Origin of the sequence: Dechloromonas sp. HYN0024, from assembly GCF_003441615.1 — a bacterium.
GTDB lineage: Bacteria > Pseudomonadota > Gammaproteobacteria > Burkholderiales > Rhodocyclaceae > Azonexus.
This window is the reverse complement of sequence record NZ_CP031842.1, coordinates 937,435-953,428: the sequence shown is the minus strand read 5'-3', so window position 1 is coordinate 953,428 and position 15,994 is coordinate 937,435. Positions and strand designations below refer to the sequence as shown.

At 56.1% G+C, this 15,994-nt stretch carries 15 protein-coding genes; 11 read left to right on the top strand and 4 right to left on the bottom strand.

Annotated features, from left to right (window positions below; all coding sequences use genetic code 11):
• Window positions 1-38 precede the first annotated feature (38 nt).
• Window positions 39-422, bottom strand: a complete 384-nt coding sequence (locus HYN24_RS15995) for a hypothetical protein (RefSeq protein ID WP_205421438.1) — start codon at window positions 420-422, stop codon at window positions 39-41.
• Window positions 419-1,489: a M48 family metalloprotease gene (locus tag HYN24_RS04620; protein ID WP_205421437.1), complete on the bottom strand. Its 1,071-nt coding sequence runs from the start codon at window positions 1,487-1,489 to the stop codon at window positions 419-421. Before HYN24_RS04620 ends, HYN24_RS15995 begins: the two co-directional genes overlap by 4 nt.
• Window positions 1,490-1,553: 64 nt before the next feature.
• Between HYN24_RS04620 and moaC the strand changes: the two genes are divergently transcribed.
• From moaC to soxZ, 3 genes are read left to right on the top strand one after another with little or no spacing between them, the layout of a single operon-like run.
• Window positions 1,554-2,036, top strand: coding sequence for a cyclic pyranopterin monophosphate synthase MoaC (moaC, locus tag HYN24_RS04615; RefSeq protein WP_162888591.1), 483 nt, complete (start codon window positions 1,554-1,556; stop codon window positions 2,034-2,036).
• Window positions 2,037-2,052: 16 nt separating this feature from the next.
• Window positions 2,053-2,526 carry a thiosulfate oxidation carrier protein SoxY gene (gene soxY / locus HYN24_RS04610; protein ID WP_117608168.1) on the top strand — a complete coding sequence of 158 codons (474 nt, stop codon included), beginning with the start codon at window positions 2,053-2,055 and terminating at the stop codon, window positions 2,524-2,526.
• Window positions 2,527-2,528: 2 nt separating this feature from the next.
• A complete protein-coding gene (gene soxZ, locus HYN24_RS04605; protein WP_117608167.1) occupies window positions 2,529-2,840 on the top strand; it encodes a thiosulfate oxidation carrier complex protein SoxZ in 312 nt (103 codons plus the stop codon).
• A gap of 69 nt (window positions 2,841-2,909) precedes the next feature.
• On the opposite strand, the gene HYN24_RS04600 is transcribed toward soxZ, so the two are convergent.
• Entirely contained in the window at window positions 2,910-3,113 is a 204-nt protein-coding gene (locus HYN24_RS04600) for a cold-shock protein (protein WP_117608166.1), read from the bottom strand.
• 272 nt (window positions 3,114-3,385) lie between these two features.
• Here HYN24_RS04600 and clpS point away from each other — a divergent pair, with 272 nt between their 5' ends.
• The 4 genes from clpS to aceA all read left to right on the top strand — a co-directional run bounded on the left by clpS (window position 3,386) and on the right by aceA (window position 8,028).
• Complete coding sequence (clpS, locus tag HYN24_RS04595) at window positions 3,386-3,694, top strand: ATP-dependent Clp protease adapter ClpS (protein WP_117608165.1); 309 nt, start codon at window positions 3,386-3,388, stop codon at window positions 3,692-3,694.
• Window positions 3,694-5,955 (top strand): ATP-dependent Clp protease ATP-binding subunit ClpA, encoded by a 2,262-nt coding sequence (gene clpA, locus HYN24_RS04590; RefSeq protein WP_117608164.1) that lies wholly within the window; start codon window positions 3,694-3,696, stop codon window positions 5,953-5,955. Before clpS ends, clpA begins: the two co-directional genes overlap by 1 nt.
• Before the next feature lie 65 nt (window positions 5,956-6,020).
• Window positions 6,021-6,512: a ribonuclease E activity regulator RraA gene (gene rraA / locus HYN24_RS04585; RefSeq protein WP_117608163.1), complete on the top strand. Its 492-nt coding sequence runs from the start codon at window positions 6,021-6,023 to the stop codon at window positions 6,510-6,512.
• 217 nt (window positions 6,513-6,729) lie between these two features.
• Complete coding sequence (gene aceA, locus HYN24_RS04580) at window positions 6,730-8,028, top strand: isocitrate lyase (protein ID WP_117608162.1); 1,299 nt, start codon at window positions 6,730-6,732, stop codon at window positions 8,026-8,028.
• A gap of 286 nt (window positions 8,029-8,314) precedes the next feature.
• Here aceA and HYN24_RS04575 read toward each other — a convergent pair whose 3' ends face one another.
• The gene (locus HYN24_RS04575) at window positions 8,315-11,263 is read right to left on the bottom strand and encodes a response regulator (protein WP_117608161.1); all 2,949 of its coding nucleotides are present in this window, start codon (window positions 11,261-11,263) and stop codon (window positions 8,315-8,317) included.
• A 559-nt stretch (window positions 11,264-11,822) separates the two neighbouring features.
• On the opposite strand from HYN24_RS04575, the gene HYN24_RS04570 reads away from it, so the two are divergent.
• The 4 genes from HYN24_RS04570 to HYN24_RS04555 are packed head-to-tail and all read left to right on the top strand — an operon-like array spanning window position 11,823 to window position 15,985.
• Window positions 11,823-12,188, top strand: a complete 366-nt coding sequence (locus HYN24_RS04570) for a response regulator (protein ID WP_117608160.1) — start codon at window positions 11,823-11,825, stop codon at window positions 12,186-12,188.
• 34 nt (window positions 12,189-12,222) lie between these two features.
• Window positions 12,223-13,449: a methyl-accepting chemotaxis protein gene (locus HYN24_RS04565; protein ID WP_240327731.1), complete on the top strand. Its 1,227-nt coding sequence runs from the start codon at window positions 12,223-12,225 to the stop codon at window positions 13,447-13,449.
• A gap of 11 nt (window positions 13,450-13,460) precedes the next feature.
• Window positions 13,461-13,766, top strand: coding sequence for a lipid asymmetry maintenance protein MlaB (locus HYN24_RS04560; RefSeq protein ID WP_117608158.1), 306 nt, complete (start codon window positions 13,461-13,463; stop codon window positions 13,764-13,766).
• A 17-nt stretch (window positions 13,767-13,783) separates the two neighbouring features.
• A complete protein-coding gene (locus tag HYN24_RS04555) occupies window positions 13,784-15,985 on the top strand; it encodes a chemotaxis protein CheA (protein WP_117608157.1) in 2,202 nt (733 codons plus the stop codon).
• The last annotated feature ends 9 nt before the right edge of the window (window positions 15,986-15,994 follow it).

Here is a 15,994-nt window from a genome sequence, read left to right as displayed (position 1 = left end):
GATTTTCGGCTTAATGGATTGGAAGCCCTATTTTACCTCTACCAACTGCGCTTTTCCTTGAGTTCATCAGCCAGGCGTTGTTTCATTTCGCGCAGACGTGCTTCGATCGACGATGCCTCGAAGAAATTGGCATCACCGGCCTTCTGCGCCAACTGAAGTTGTTCGACCGCCCCGGCCGTTTGCCCCTGGAGGATGAACACCTCGGCCAGCGCCCGATGTTGCATCGCCTTGTTGCCCAGTCCGGCGTAGCTTTCAGCACGTAATTTGTGGAAACGCACGTCGTCCGGAGCCTTGCCCAATTGCACCTCGGCAAAGCGGAGCGACTCGTCGTAGCGACGTGCCGCCGTCAAGGCACTGCCATAACCGTAGAGCAGGCCCTGATTGAGCGGGTAGCGAACCATCCCATCACGATAGACCTTCAAGCCCCCGCCACATCGCCCTGGGCAATGCGAAGGTCGGCCCGCAGATGCTCGAGCATTGGGGCGGAAACCTTGAGGCGCCGAATCGTGTCGATTTCCCGCTCGGCTGCAGCCCAATCGCGATTGCGATAGAGGGCGAATGCAAGGCCATAGCGAATAGCTGGCTCGGAGGCGAACTTCCGTTCCTGCAAGAGCTTGTCCAGATCCTTGACCGCCTCACCAGGCGTCCCCTGCATGGCCCGAACCTTGGCCCGGACCAACTGGAAATCGACACTATCTGCCACCTGACGATAAGGCACGGCCGACTCGCGGTTTTGCATGTCGGTGAGGCGCTCGCCGGTCAGCGGGTGGGTCCGCAGGTAAGCCGTGGCGTTGTTTTCGTAGAGGCGAACAGCTTTTTGCAGACGCTCGAAGAACACCGCCATGCCGCGCACATCGAATCCCGACCGACGCAGGATGTCGAAGCCCTGACGATCGGCCTCGCGTTCGAAATCGCGGGAAAACGCCAACTGGGCCGAAATCGCCCCGGCCTGGGTCGTCGCAATTGCGGCCCCGGCCATCTGCCCGCTCGAGCGTGCAGCGAGCAGGGCCAACCCCATGGCCACCATCGAGGCCATTCCGATCTGCTTCGACTGGAAGACCTGACGTGCGATATGGCGCTGGGTCACATGCGAAATTTCGTGACCAAGCACACCGGCCAGCTCCGACTCGGTCTGGGCCGAAACGATGAGCCCGGTATGTACCCCGATGTAGCCGCCAGGCATGGCAAAGGCGTTGATATTGGGATCATTGATGGTGAAAAAGTAAAAACCGAATCCCGGGTCGCTGCTGACCGCCGCCAGACGATTACCCAACTGGTTGAGATAGGCCTCGACATCGGCATCATCGAGATAAGAGGGCTCGCGCCAGCGGATTTCATGCATGATCTGCAGGCCGATTTTCTTCTCGGTCGCCAGCGACAGGTCATTGCTGGCGACATCGCCCAGTTCCGGCAACTCTTCGGCGACGACGGGCGGCAAGGCCAGCGAAAAAGCAAGCAGGATGGCGATGAAGCGTTGGCTCAGATGCATGGTGCTATGATACCGCAGCCATGAAAACCGCTCCTCCGGCAGAGCGTAACCAATCGTAAATTCCGTGACCCAGCAAACTCTGACTCATTTCGACAGTGCCGGCCAGGCCCATATGGTCGATGTCGGCAGCAAGACCGAAACCGCCCGTGTAGCCCGCGCCGCCGGCAGCATTTTCATGAAGCCAGAAACCCTGGCGCTGATTCGCTCCGGCTCGGCCAAGAAGGGTGATGTACTGGGCATTGCGCGGATCGCTGCGATTCAGGCGGCGAAGCGCACCGGCGACCTGATTCCGCTCTGTCATCCGATTGCCCTGACCGGTGTGACGGCTGATTTTTCCATCGACGAAAACGAAAATGCCGTGCACTGCGAAGTCGTCGCCGAATGTTTTGGCCGCACCGGTGTCGAAATGGAAGCACTGACCGCCACCTCGACCGGCCTGTTGACCATCTACGACATGTGCAAGGCCGTGGATCGCGGCATGCGGATCGACAACATCCGCCTGCTCGAAAAAGCCGGGGGCAAATCCGGTCATTGGGTCGCCGTATAAATCTCTCACCAAAAATATGTCCGAACTTCGCAGAAAATTTCTCAAGGGGGGCGTCTCAGCCGCCCTCCTATCGCCTCTCCTCGGCACCGGCCTGCTCATGCCCGGCCGCGTACTTGCTGCGGAGTGGAACAAGAACGCGTTCACCGCCCGCACCATCAATGAGGCCCTGAAAGCCCATGGCAGCGCCACCGCCAGCGAATCGCGGGACATCGTCATCATCGCCCCCGAGATCGCCGAAAACGGTGCCAAAGTGGACGTCGAGATCACCTCCAATGTAGCCGGAACACGCAGCCTGGCGATCTTTGCCGACAAGAATCCGATGCCGCTGTGTTCGGCCATCGAGTTCTCCGGCCCCGTTCTGCCTTATCTCAAAGCCCAGCTCAAGATGGCAGAAACCATGCGCATCCGGGCTGTGGCCAAGACAGCTGATGGAAAATCCTACGTCGCCTTTCGTGAGATCAAGGTGACACTCGGCGGCTGCGGAGGTTAAGCATGGCTGAGCAGATCAAGATGCGCACGCAGACCCAGGGCGATGTCACCGACATTCGGATTCTCATGCAACACCCCATGGAAACCGGTCAGCGCAAGGATGACAAAGGTCAATCACTGCCCATGCAATTCATTCAGACCTTCACGGTTAGCCTGAACGGGAAGGTGATCATCGATGGGCAGCTCAACACGTCGATATCGAAAAACCCGCTGTTCACCTTTAGGGCGCGCGGCATCAAGGCGGGCGACAAATTATTGGTGGCCTGGACGGACAATCTCGGCGACCGGCGTCAGGATGAAATAGTCGTCGCCTGAGAATTTCGCACCACCAAAGAAAAAGCCCGTCTGAAACCAGACGGGCTTTTTTGTTCTGTTATCCGAAGCTTAGGTGCCCTGGATATTGGAAGCCTGCTTGCCCTTGGGGCCTTGCACGACATCGAAGGAAACTTTTTGACCTTCCTTGAGAGTCTTGAAACCATTCATGTTGATGGCGGAGAAGTGAGCGAAGAGATCTTCGCTGCCATCATCAGGAGTGATAAAACCAAAACCCTTGGAATCATTGAACCACTTGACAGTACCGAGTGCCATGTTTGCAACTTTCTTACAAAAAACGAACAAATTTACGGGTCTCCCCGACTCCCTGTTTGAACTCAGTGACCCGGTGCATTGCAGCAACCTCGATACATCTAGAAGCCAAACACGATTGCTTTCTACGCCACTTGAAATATGTCGTCAACAAGTTTCGATGCCGCAGCGCAGCAAATATTTACCCGGCCAATCCCGCGCCTGATCTGGAAATCAGAAAATCTATCCCCATGTTTTATATTGCGGATTAAGACGGACTGTATAAAATCGAACGCATGGCGACAAAGGCTCAAGAAGGCGGACAACTGGCGACACAGCGCAGCAGGCTGGGGCCGCCAAAGATGTTCAAGGTGCTGCTGCTGAACGACGATTACACCCCGATGGATTTCGTCATCACCGTTCTGCAGCGGTTTTTTTCTCTGGATACTGAACAAGCAACGCAAATCATGCTCAAAGTTCATAACGAGGGTCGTGGCGTCTGCGGGATTTTCCCCAAGGATATCGCTGCGACCAAAGTTGAACAGGTCATTGCCTACGCACGCCAGCATCAGCACCCGCTTGCCTGCATCATGGAGGAAAACTGATGATTGCCCAGGAACTCGAAGTCAGCCTGCACATGGCCTTCGTCGAGGCGCGTCAAAAACGCCACGAGTTCATCACTGTCGAACATCTGCTGCTGGCGCTGATCGACAATCCCTCCGCTGCCGAAGCCCTGCGCTCCTGTGGCGCCAAGACCGACGCATTGCGCAAGGACCTGACCAATTTCATCGATGAGCACACGCCGACCGTTTCCGGCGAGGACGACATCGACACCCAGCCGACACTCGGTTTTCAGCGCGTCATCCAGCGCGCCATCCTGCATGTCCAGTCGTCGGGCAAGAAGGAAGTGAATGGGGCCAACGTACTGGTCGCCATTTATGGCGAGAAGGACTCGCACGCCGTCTATTTCCTGCAGAAGCAGGGCGTCACCCGCCTTGACGTGGTCAATTACATTTCGCACGGCATCAGCAAGGTGCCACAGCAAGCCAAGGCGACGCCCGAGGGCGAGGTTGAAACCGACGGTGAAAAAGGCGAAGCCGGACCGCTTGAGCAATACACCATCAACCTCAACGCACTGGCGCTGCAGGGCAAGATCGACCCGCTGATCGGTCGCGACAAGGAACTTGAGCGCGTCATTCAGACCCTCTGCCGGCGGCGCAAGAACAACCCCCTGCTGGTCGGCGAGGCCGGCGTTGGCAAGACGGCAATTGCCGAAGGCCTGGCGCGCAAGGTGGTCGAGGGCGACGTGCCGGAAATCCTGGCCAAGGCCAATGTCTATTCACTTGACATGGGGTCGCTGCTGGCCGGCACCAAGTACCGCGGCGATTTCGAGCAGCGCCTGAAGGGCGTCCTCAAGGCTTTGCAGGACAACCCGCATGCCATCCTGTTCATCGACGAAATCCACACCCTGATCGGCGCCGGCTCGGCGTCCGGCGGTACGCTGGATGCGTCCAACCTGCTCAAACCGGCGCTCTCCTCGGGCCAGTTGAAGTGCATCGGGGCAACCACCTATACCGAGTTCCGTGGCATTTTCGAGAAGGACAGCGCCCTCTCCCGCCGTTTCCAGAAAATCGATGTCAATGAGCCGTCGGTCGCCGAAACGGTGGAAATCCTCAAGGGCCTCAAAGCCCGGTTCGAGGCTCACCACGGCATCAAATATTCAGCCACGGCGATCAGTTCAGCCGCTGAATTGTCGGCCCGCTACATCACCGATCGTCACCTCCCGGACAAGGCCATCGACGTCATCGACGAGGCTGGTGCAGCGCAGCGTATTCTGCCCAAATCAAAGCAGAAAAAAGTCATCAACAAAACCGACATCGAGGAGATTGTCGCCAAGATCGCCCGCATTCCGTCGCAGCATGTCACGCTCGATGATCGCGGCGCGCTCAAGAATCTCGACCGCGACCTCAAGGCCGTCGTCTTCGGTCAGGACAAGGCCATCGACGCACTGGCCAAGGCGATCAAGATGGCGCGCTCGGGCCTGGGCAATCCGGGCAAGCCGATTGGCTCCTTCCTGTTCAGCGGCCCGACCGGGGTCGGCAAGACCGAAGTCGCCAAGCAACTGGCCTATTGCCTCGGGGTCGAGTTGCTCCGCTTCGACATGAGCGAGTACATGGAACGCCATGCCGTCTCCCGCCTGATCGGCGCGCCGCCGGGCTATGTCGGCTTCGAGCAGGGCGGCCTGCTGACCGAGAGCGTCACCAAGAAGCCGTACTGCGTTCTGCTCCTCGACGAAATCGAAAAGGCCCACCCGGACATCTTCAACATCCTGCTCCAGGTCATGGATCACGGCACGCTGACTGACAACAACGGGCGCAAGTCCGATTTCCGCAACGTCGTCATCATCATGACGACCAACGCCGGCGCCGCCGACCTGCAGAAGTCGAGCATGGGTTTCACCAGTTCGAAGCAGACCGGCGACGAAATGATCGAGATCAAGCGGCTGTTCACGCCCGAGTTCCGCAATCGCCTGGATGCCACCATCTCCTTCGGCCCGCTCGACCACGAGGTCATCCTGCGCGTCGTCGACAAGTTCCTCATGCAGCTTGAGGAGCAATTGCACGAGAAGAAGGTGGAAGCCCATTTCACCGATGCCGTGAAGGAACTGCTGGCCGAGAAGGGCTTCGATCCGCTCATGGGCGCCCGCCCGATGGCCCGCCTGATCCAGGACACCATCCGCTCGGCGCTGGCCGACGAATTGCTGTTCGGCAAGCTGGCCAACGGCGGCCGGGTCACCGTCGATCTCGACAAGGATGGCAAGATCAAGCTCAACTTCGAGGAAGAAAAAGCCGAAGCCACCGTCTGAACGATTGCCATCCACCCCAAAAGCCGTGCAACATTGCACGGCTTTTTTATTGAGAGGATTCCAGCATGACCTTCAAGACCCCCGACTTTTGCGATCAATTCGAAGCCGAACTGGGCAAGACCGTCCGCGTTGTCGCCCCGATGTTCCAGCGCTACGGCGCCCGCACCAGCTTTTCCGGCGAAATCGTCACGCTCAAGATCTTCGAGGACAACTCGCTGGTCCGCGAAGCCTTTGCCGAAGACGGCAGGGGCAAGGTTCTCGTCATCGACGGCGGCGGTTCGCTGCGTTGCGCTCTGGTTGGCGACCAGTTGGCCATCCTGGCCCAGAAAAATGGCTGGGCCGGCGCGGTGGTCTATGGCTGCATCCGCGACTCGGGTGACATCAATGGCATCGATATCGGCGTTCGCGCCCTCAACACCCATCCCCAGAAGACCCTCAAGAAGGGCGTAGGGGACAAAAATATTGCCGTCACCTTCGGCGGCGTCACCTTCAACCCCGGCGAAATGCTCTATGCCGATGAAGATGGCGTTCTGGTTAGCAGCAAATCATTGTGCTGACGCAGCGCAATTTCATTTCATAAAAACAAACAGCGTTTTGCATCGTGAAATATTGATTGCAACACGCTGTTTTTATTTAACAATATTTTGTCTTATGTCTTATATAAGACTGTTGCTGCCCCGCAAAAAAATCACTATACTTTCTTCCATCGGCACTGCACCATAGGCACTCGGTTCTTCGCCGAAACCCCCAAACCAAATTATCTGAGGAATTCACATGAGCACTCGCGAACAGCAAATCGCCGCCCTCGAAAAAGACTGGGCTGAAAACCCCCGCTGGAAGGGCATCAAGCGCGGTTACTCCGCTGCTGACGTCGTCCGCCTGCGCGGTTCTTTCCAGGTCGAGCACACCCTGGCCCGCCGCGGCGCCGAGAAGCTCTGGGATCTGGTCAACAACACCCCCTACGTCAACTGTCTGGGCGCCCTGACCGGCGGCCAAGCCGTTCAGCAAGCCAAGGCTGGCATCAAGGCCATCTACCTGTCTGGCTGGCAAGTTGCTGCTGACAACAACGAATACGCCGCCATGTACCCGGACCAGTCCCTGTACCCGGTTGACTCCGTGCCGAAGGTTGTTGAGCGCATCAACAACGCCTTCAACCGCGCCGACGAAATCCAGTGGTCGAAAAACATCAACGCCGGCGATGCTGGTCACGTTGAATACCACCTGCCGATCGTGGCTGACGCTGAAGCCGGTTTCGGCGGCGTGCTGAACGCCTACGAACTGATGAAGGCCATGATCCGCGCTGGCGCAGCTGGCGTGCATTGGGAAGACCAGCTGGCCTCCGTCAAGAAGTGCGGCCACATGGGCGGCAAGGTTCTGGTTCCGACCACCGAAGCCATCCAGAAGCTGATCGCTGCCCGTATGGCTGCCGACGTCTATGGCGTGCCGACCCTGGTTATCGCCCGTACCGATGCCGAAGCCGCTGACCTGCTGACCTCTGACTACGACGAAAACGACAAGCCCTTCCTGACCGGCGAGCGTACCGCCGAAGGCTTCTACAAGACCAAGAAGGGTCTTGACCAGGCCATCTCCCGCGCCATCGCTTACGCTGACTACGCCGACCTGGTGTGGTGCGAAACCGGCACGCCGGATCTGGAATTCGCCCGCAAGTTCGCCGAAGCCGTTCATAAGGTCCACCCGGGCAAGATGCTGGCCTACAACTGCTCGCCTTCCTTCAACTGGAAGAAGAACCTCGACGATGCCACCATTGCCAAATTCCAGAAGGAACTCGGCGCCATGGGCTACAAGTACCAGTTCATCACCCTGGCTGGCATTCACAACATGTGGTACCACATGTTCGACCTGGCCCAGGACTACGCCAAGCGCGGCATGTCGGCCTACGTCGAGAAGGTTCAGGAGCCGGAATTCGCCGCTCGCGACCGTGGCTACACGTTCGTTTCGCACCAGCAGGAAGTCGGTACCGGTTACTTCGACGACGTCACCACCGTGATCCAGGGTGGCAAGTCCAGCGTTACCGCGCTGACCGGCTCGACCGAAGAAGAACAGTTCCACTAAGAAGCACACCGCTTTGAATTGCCGCCCGACCGGGCGGCAAACGAAGGCCGACACTCACGAGGTGTCGGCCTTTTTCGTTTAATGCAGGCAAAGCCACTGCTGGGCAACGACCCTCGATGCAATTCAAATCACCAATGGTCACGGGCTGGCAGCTGGCTTTAACAATCCCGCGAACCGAAGCTTCCGACTTCCGGCAACAAGTACTCGGCCAATGGTGTTTAGCAACTCATCGCAAGCCGCGCAGTCTCTCTCGACGGTCGAATTCAAACGGTTTGGCAGCGCTGCCTTAAGCGGCTTTTACCCACACCCGCAACGTATCGAACAATATGTCAGGCATCACTGGCTTGATCAGGAAATCATTCATGCCAGCATCGAAACATGCTTCTCTATCCTCAACGAATGCATTCGCCGTCATGGCCAGAATCGGTATGTCTTTGCAGTCGGGCAACTGACGGATCAGGCGGGTCGCCTCCAAGCCACTCATGATGGGCATTTGCATATCCATCAGGATAAGATCGTAGCGATGCTGACTGACAAGTTCTACGGCTTCACGACCATTGTTGGCAACGTCTATCTTCCAGCCGAGTTCTGCGAGAATTTCTCGGGCGACTTCCTGATTGATAGGCTCATCTTCAACGAGCAACAGGCGCATATCCGGGAAGCTTCGTTTAAGGAATTCAAATGATATTTCGGCATGATCTGTTAGCAAGGGCATCACTTTTTCAGATTGATGAAGCAACGTATGTAGATGCTTCATCAATGCCTGATGGAGGATGCTTATTGAAAGTGGTTTGAGGAGCGTCTCCGAAAAACCGGCCAGAGGCGCATCGTCGAGGATTGCAGTGTCCCCGGAAGCAGTCACCAGCCAAGCCATGGGTATCTGAGTTTGCTGGCGGTGCAGCATTGACAGCATTTCAAAGCCATCGACGCCGGGCATCAGCATGTCGATTAGCAATAGATCGAACGGTGTGCCATCTTGATTGGCCCGGATGACCATATTGACCGCCTCTTCGCCGGAGGAAGCCACTTCCGCATCGATGCCGACCATACGTAATAACTGTGCATGAACCACACAGGTCATCGGCGTGTCATCAACGACCAGTGCGCGCATCCCTTTCAATTCGGGAATCTGGTGCCTTCCAGCATCGACACTGACGAGACCAAACCGAGCAGTCATCCAGAAGGTGCTGCCAACGTTGATCGTGCTTTCAACACCAGCGTCTCCGCCCATGAGATTGGCCAAACGCCTGGTAATAGACAAGCCGAGTCCGGTGCCGCCATACTTACGCGTCGTCGAACTGTCAGCCTGCTCAAACGATTGAAACAGCCTGCCTAAAGCTTCTGGCGCTATGCCGATACCAGTATCCTGAACCTCAAAGCACAACAATATGTCGGTTTCAGATTTTTCTACGGCACGTGCCCGTAGGGTAATAGTTCCACACTCGGTGAACTTTATGGCGTTGACCAGATAATTGAGCAAGGCCTGGCTGAGGCGACTGGCGTCGCCATTCAGAATACGAACAACCGGTTCAATATCAACAATCAGTTCTAGCTGTTTTGCGTGGGCACGGTCAATAACGATCCTGCAGGTGCGCGTCAGCACCGATTCAAGATCAAAGTTCATCTTCTCTAGAACAATCTTGTCGGCCTCGATTTTTGAGAGGTCGAGGATATCGTTGATGATGCCTAGCAGGTGCTCGGCAGCCGCGGCAATTTTTCCCAGTTTGTCCAACTGGTCTGGCGTCGTTATGCTCCGACGCAGGATATGGGTCATGCCGATGATGGCATTCATCGGGGTTCTTATTTCGTGACTCATGTTAGCCAGAAACCGACTCTTTGCCAGACTCGCAGCTTCCGAGGCTTCCTTGGCGGAAATCAGCGCCTGCGCCTGGGCTATGCGCTGAGAGATGTCAGTGAGAAACGTAATAAATCGGCGTGGGTGACCTTCCTGCTCTGGAAATACATAGCCGACCAGTTCTACCGGCACCAGCGAGCCATCCTTGTGCATCAAGGTGCTCTCAAAGCGCGCGGTTCCATTGGCAAACATGGTTCCGGTAATCTGCTTGAAGTCCCCGGCAGGAAAGTTTGGGTCAAGATCCGGGATTTTTAGCGCCAGCATCTCTTCAACTGTATATCCGAGCATCTCGGCTGCACTTTGGTTCACGTAGAGAAGTTGCCCTGTCTCGGCACTAACCCAGTGAATTGCAATACCCGCCCGATCCAGAGCAAACTGGGTTTCGGACAAATCTTTCAGATTCTGCCGCTGGAGCGCCCATGCCGCGCTGCTGGAGCGCGCCAACCAAAAGTAGCCGGCGACAAATAATGAAAGCAGGACGATGATCGTAGCCGCCTGCCTATTCCATTCCTCCATTGCGACAGCCTTGGGAATGCCGACAAGAACGGTAAAGCCATACTTCGGGTTGCGATGATATGAATAGATGCGCCGCACCCCATCCGCTGCACCATTGCCACTGTCATATGTGCCTTCGGCCATATTTTTTTCGAAGGCTGCACGAAACGCTGGCGATATATTTTTGTCGCCGATAGGCAAAGGCTTGGATGCGTCAAATGTTGTACGCGCAACGACAGACAGGCTCTGATCACGGAGTGACACGGCACTCCCAGGAGGAAGACTCAAGGCGTCAAACATCTTGACGATATCGTCAATAAAGATTGAGCCATAGACGACCCCGGCAAAACTGCCATCGGGATTTTGCAGGCGTCTGGCCATCAGCCAGATCCATTTCTGAGAAATTTTGCCAATAATCGGCTCTGAGATCACCAATCCCAAGCTGGGATCATCATGCAGCCGTTTGAAATAATCACGTTCGGCCAGACTGGCCTTTTTCGCCGGATCAACGCCATTGCCATAGATCGCTTCGCCCGCTGAATTGGTGGCGCGCAGCAAGTCTATATGGGCTACCCGTTCTTGATGGCGGGCAAGAAACTGATTGACTTGTTCTGCATCAGGGGCACCGCTGGACAACTGGTGATTGATTTCGTCGGATGAGCTTTGCAGCGCGTAATCAACGGCGTCAATTGCGCCCTCGATGGTCTGCTCGACCGATTTTGCAAGATTCTGTGTAGTTATTTCAGCCTGAGCCAATGCCAGTTTTTGCAGATGCCACAGGACCAACAAGGCGAAAACAACGACGCCAAAGACCAAAAATACCGAGCCATTGTTCTGAGCGACACTCTTGCCACGAAAATGATTGGACGATCGGAGAGCTAGCATGAGGCACCTTACAAGCACCACAACAACAAAGAAGTGACAACTGTATCAAACACCACCAAACAACAAGCCAGCGAGGGGCCAATCAACCTGAATCGCCCCGGAATATCTAGGCACTCCCTAAGCTTTCAGTTAGGTAAAAGTAGAGATTATGAGCCGAAAACCGAAAAATTCACCCGAAAATATATTTTTTATGTTTTTCATATTTCAATATTTTTTGCATTTCTTCCGACCTCTTGCTCACTCGCACTCGTACTATCACAAATGATTTTGTCAGAGCATCTTCGAAAAAATCCTGAGCGCAGGACGCCAAAGAATCTATTAGACAAGGTCAAAAATACACCAAATTGCCGATCTCCCACTAAGAATCATACAGATACCAGTAGAGAAAACAGTGGCAGCGTGAAAAATCAATAGCCACCACTGTCGCTCCTGTCGATGCCTCGGCCAACTTAAATTTCTAGTGACTGGCACTTCATTGACCTATATCAACCCATCCACGGCATGAAATTGTATAAACAACATATTCGATTTTAAATATCATTAGTGACATCTCTGCACCATGAAAACAATATTCTTGGTCGATGACTCGGCCACAATCCTCCTCAGCATCTCTAATATCCTGACCAAAGCCGGCTATGCCGCAGAGAAGGCGTCAAATGCCGAAGAGGCTCTGCGAAAGCTGCAGTCGGGTCTCAAGATTGATCTGCTGATAACAGATCTCAACATGCCAGGCATGAACGGCATTGAGCTAATCAAGGAAGTCCGCAAGCTACCCGCCTACAAGTTTGTCCCGATCCTCTTTCTGACCACAGAATCCCAGCAATCAAGAAAGCTGGAAGCCAAGGCTGCCGGCGCGTCCGGATGGATCGTCAAGCCGGCAACGGCAGACGAGCTGCTCAATACCATCAAATTGGTCGTTCGCTAATTCCATGGACTTTTCAAAGCTTTTGCAGCGAGCATTGATCGTAGCCAGTCTGGTTGCTATCGGCGCGGCGAGCGCCGTGTATTTTCTTCACGACTGGTTCCACGAGACATTTACGCCAGCACCTTTTGCTGATGCGATTGGCACAATCGTTATTGTCTTTGTGGCCTTTCTGGCACAGCGACTGGTTTCAAAAGCCTTCTTCAAGGACTACATGCTGGGCCTGAGCCAGATTGCCGAGAAAGGCGAAGACAAACAGAGCACCTTCCAATCGGTGGCCAACGAAGTATCCGGCGAGCTGACCCAGGTTCACGATTTCAACGAAGTCGTGCGCGGACAGTTGAAGCGGGTGATTGATGACACCGAGGCGGCAGCCTTCGACATCGTCGGACGACTGCAAACCATCGATGATGTGGTGACCAAGCTGGACCGCTTTGTGAACGCCACATCGGATGAAACAGCGCTGCTCGTCCGCGACTCGGAAAAACGCATTGCCCAGAACCAGGCCGTGGTTACTCAGATGGAAGGCTATGTTCAACAGCGCCTGCAAGAAGCCGATCAGGATCAGCTAAGGGTCACGCAGGTAGTCCAGGAAGCACGCTCTCTGGAGTCACTGGTCCAACTGATCAAGCATGTCGCAGGGCAGACCAATCTGCTCGCCCTCAATGCTGCCATCGAGGCCGCACGGGCTGGAGAAGCAGGACGGGGATTTGCCGTTGTCGCCGACGAGGTGCGCAAGCTATCCGGCGAAACGGAAGTTGCCGTGGTCAAGATTAGCCAGGGTATCTGTGGCGTCGCCGAGCATATTGAAGCCCAGTTCCGCGACAAGCTGTCGAACGTCAATCTAGCCAAAGAACGGGAAATGCTCGAGTTCTTCTCCGGTCAGCTTAACGAACTTGGCAGTAGTTACGAAGAGCTGATGCGCCATGAAGCCGGTGTCGTTGCACAAGTCATGGAAAGCAGCAGCCAGCTCGCAAACATGTTCATGGAGGCGCAGGCCAGCGTTCAATTCCAGGATGTAAGCCGGCAGCAAATTGAACAGGTGATACAGGCCCTGTCGCAACTTGACGAGCATGCAGGCCTGCTGTCTGAACGGTTGCGTGCTTATGAAGACGCCAATTTTGTATTTACACCGATCGCCCAGCATCTCGAAACGCTGTACGGGCGCTACGTCATGGAAAGTCAGCGCACAGCGCACCAGAGTTCCCTCAAACGGGAATCTGCATCCTCTGCCCCTGCCCAATCACGCATTGAACTGTTTTAAGGACATGCATCATGCCGTCCAGCACGCCACTTGTTATCACCGAAGATCTGACCATCTACCACGCACTTGAGCAGAAGCAGCTGCTGCTCGACACGCTCACTTCAAGCAGTGAACTTGAACTGAATCTCGCCCAAGTCTCTGAAATGGACACCGCCGGCCTCCAGTTACTGGTGCTTCTGAAAATGGAAGCCCAACGGGCCGGAAAATGTGTGCGCATCGTAGCGCATAGCCAGGCGGTCAGTTCGGTCATCGATTTTTGCAACATGGCGGCTGAATTTGGCGACCCACTGGTCATCCCGGCCCACGAAGCCTCCTGAACGAGTAGAGAAAAACCATGGACGAAATCACCAGCGTCTTCATTCAGGAAAGTCGCGAGCAGCTTGCCGAGATGGAATCCGGGCTCTTGCAACTGGAACAGAATCCGGACGATCACGACAACATCAACAGCATCTTCCGCGCCGCGCACACCATCAAGGGCGGGTCCGGCGTCATTGAATGTCACTTCATCGAAGCCTTCACGCACCGCGTGGAAAATCTGCTCGATGCACTGCGCAACAATGAATTGGCGGTTAGCCCGCCGCTCGCCACGCTGTTGCTCGAATGCTGCGACCACATGGTCAGCCTGATCGACGTGCTGGCAGCCGAAGGTGAAAACCCGGATGCCGGTCTACAGGCCAGCGGCGACGTTTTGACCCAACGCCTCAAGGAATTCCTCGACAGTATCGGCACCCCCGACATCGCAACGACCAATATCACCCTGCAGGACAACACGGTTGAAGTCGAAACCTCCGGCGGCGGCATTGTAGTGAACGATAGCTGGCACATTTCTGTGCGATTTGGTGAAAACGTGCTGCGTGGCGGCATGGATCCGCTCTCCTTCATCCGCTACCTGGCCACCCTGGGCGAAATACTGGGCATCGAAACGATTACCGATGCCATGCCTGCCGCAGCCGAGATGGACCCAGAATCCTGCTACATCGGGTTCGAGATTCAGCTCCAGACCCGCAGTTCCAAGGCCGATATCGAACGCGTCTTCGACTTCGTCCGCGAGGATTGCGACCTGCGTATCCTGGCGCCGAACAGCAAGTTGTCGGAATACATCAAACACATCCAGGAACTGCCCGAAGACACCATGCGCCTCGGGGAAATACTGGTCCGCTGCGGCGCCCTGACCCAGGCTGAAGTGGAGCAAGGCCTGAGCGCCCAGAAAGTGTCGACCGACGGTGTCGATGGCGACGAGGAAAAACCCCAGCCGCAACTCGGCGAAATCCTGGTCGACAACAAGGTGGTGCACAAGGAAATCGTCGACGCCGCCGTCAGCAAGCAAGCCCAGGTCAGCGACAAGAAGGCCAAGGAAGCCCGCCTCGTGCGCGTCCAGGCTGACAAGCTGGACCAGTTGATCGACCTCGTCGGCGAACTGGTCATTGCCGGTGCCTCAGCCAACCTGCTGGCCCAGAAGAGCAAGCAGGGGGATCTCGTCGAAGCCACCTCGGTGCTCTCCCGTCTCGTTGAAAATATCCGCGACTCGGCCCTGCAACTGCGCATGGTCCAGATCGGCGAGACCTTTACCCGCTTCAACCGCGTTGTTCGCGATGTCTCGAAAGAACTGGGCAAGGAAATCGAGCTGGTGATCAGCGGCGCGGAAACCGAACTCGACAAGACCGTAGTTGAAAAGATTGGCGACCCGTTGATGCATCTGGTCAGAAACTCGCTGGACCACGGCATCGAACCCACCGCCGTCCGGCTCGAACGCGGCAAACCAGCCTGCGGTACGGTGACACTGAACGCCTATCACGACTCGGGGAGTATCGTGATTCAAATATCGGATGACGGCGGCGGCCTGAACAAGGAGAAGATCACCGCCAAGGCACTCGAGCGGAGCATTATCCAGCCAGGCGAGACACTCAGCGACAGCGAAATCGTCAATCTCATCTTCGAACCCGGATTCTCGACGGTAGACAAGGTCTCCAACCTCTCGGGTCGTGGTGTCGGCATGGATGTCGTGCGCCGCAACATCCAGTCCCTGCGCGGCACCGTAGATGTCGCATCAAGTGAGGGCGAAGGCGCCACCTTCACCATTCGCTTGCCGCTGACCCTGGCGATCATCGACGGTTTCCTGGTGGGTGTCGGCAAGGCTGCCTACGTGATCCCGCTCGATACGGTGGTCGAATGCATCGAACTCAAGAACCAGCTCACCGAGCGCAATTTCCTCAATCTGCGCGGCGAAGCCCTGCCCTTCATCCGGCTACGCGAACTGTTCGATGTGCCGGGCGAGCCACCGCTGCGCGAAAGCATCGTCGTTGTCCAATTCGGTGGACAACGGGCCGGCATCGTCGTCGATCAGTTGATGGGCGAGTTCCAGACCGTTATCAAGCCACTGGGCGTGCTGTTCCCCCATCTGCGCGGTATCGGCGGCTCAACCATTCTGGGCAGCGGCGAGGTAGCGCTCATTCTCGATGTCGCCGCGCTGGTCCATAACGTCAGCCAGACGGAGGAGCGCACCCTGCGCCCGATGTTGACGCATCAGTCCGAATAGGCGCCGGCA

What these genes read in the sequence shown, in the direction of transcription:
- clpA (WP_117608164.1), top strand. Translation starts at nt 3,694, where the DNA reads ATGATTGCCCAGGAACTCGAAGTCAGCCTGCACATGGCCTTCGTCGAG.
- soxY (WP_117608168.1), top strand. Translation starts at nt 2,053, where the DNA reads ATGTCCGAACTTCGCAGAAAATTTCTCAAGGGGGGCGTCTCAGCCGCC.
- HYN24_RS04560 (WP_117608158.1), top strand. Translation starts at nt 13,461, where the DNA reads ATGCCGTCCAGCACGCCACTTGTTATCACCGAAGATCTGACCATCTAC.
- HYN24_RS04555 (WP_117608157.1), top strand. Translation starts at nt 13,784, where the DNA reads ATGGACGAAATCACCAGCGTCTTCATTCAGGAAAGTCGCGAGCAGCTT.
- HYN24_RS04620 (WP_205421437.1), bottom strand. Translation starts at nt 1,489, where the DNA reads ATGCATCTGAGCCAACGCTTCATCGCCATCCTGCTTGCTTTTTCGCTG.
- soxZ (WP_117608167.1), top strand. Translation starts at nt 2,529, where the DNA reads ATGGCTGAGCAGATCAAGATGCGCACGCAGACCCAGGGCGATGTCACC.
- clpS (WP_117608165.1), top strand. Translation starts at nt 3,386, where the DNA reads ATGGCGACAAAGGCTCAAGAAGGCGGACAACTGGCGACACAGCGCAGC.
- aceA (WP_117608162.1), top strand. Translation starts at nt 6,730, where the DNA reads ATGAGCACTCGCGAACAGCAAATCGCCGCCCTCGAAAAAGACTGGGCT.
- HYN24_RS04600 (WP_117608166.1), bottom strand. Translation starts at nt 3,113, where the DNA reads ATGGCACTCGGTACTGTCAAGTGGTTCAATGATTCCAAGGGTTTTGGT.
- rraA (WP_117608163.1), top strand. Translation starts at nt 6,021, where the DNA reads ATGACCTTCAAGACCCCCGACTTTTGCGATCAATTCGAAGCCGAACTG.
- HYN24_RS04575 (WP_117608161.1), bottom strand. Translation starts at nt 11,263, where the DNA reads ATGCTAGCTCTCCGATCGTCCAATCATTTTCGTGGCAAGAGTGTCGCT.
- HYN24_RS04570 (WP_117608160.1), top strand. Translation starts at nt 11,823, where the DNA reads ATGAAAACAATATTCTTGGTCGATGACTCGGCCACAATCCTCCTCAGC.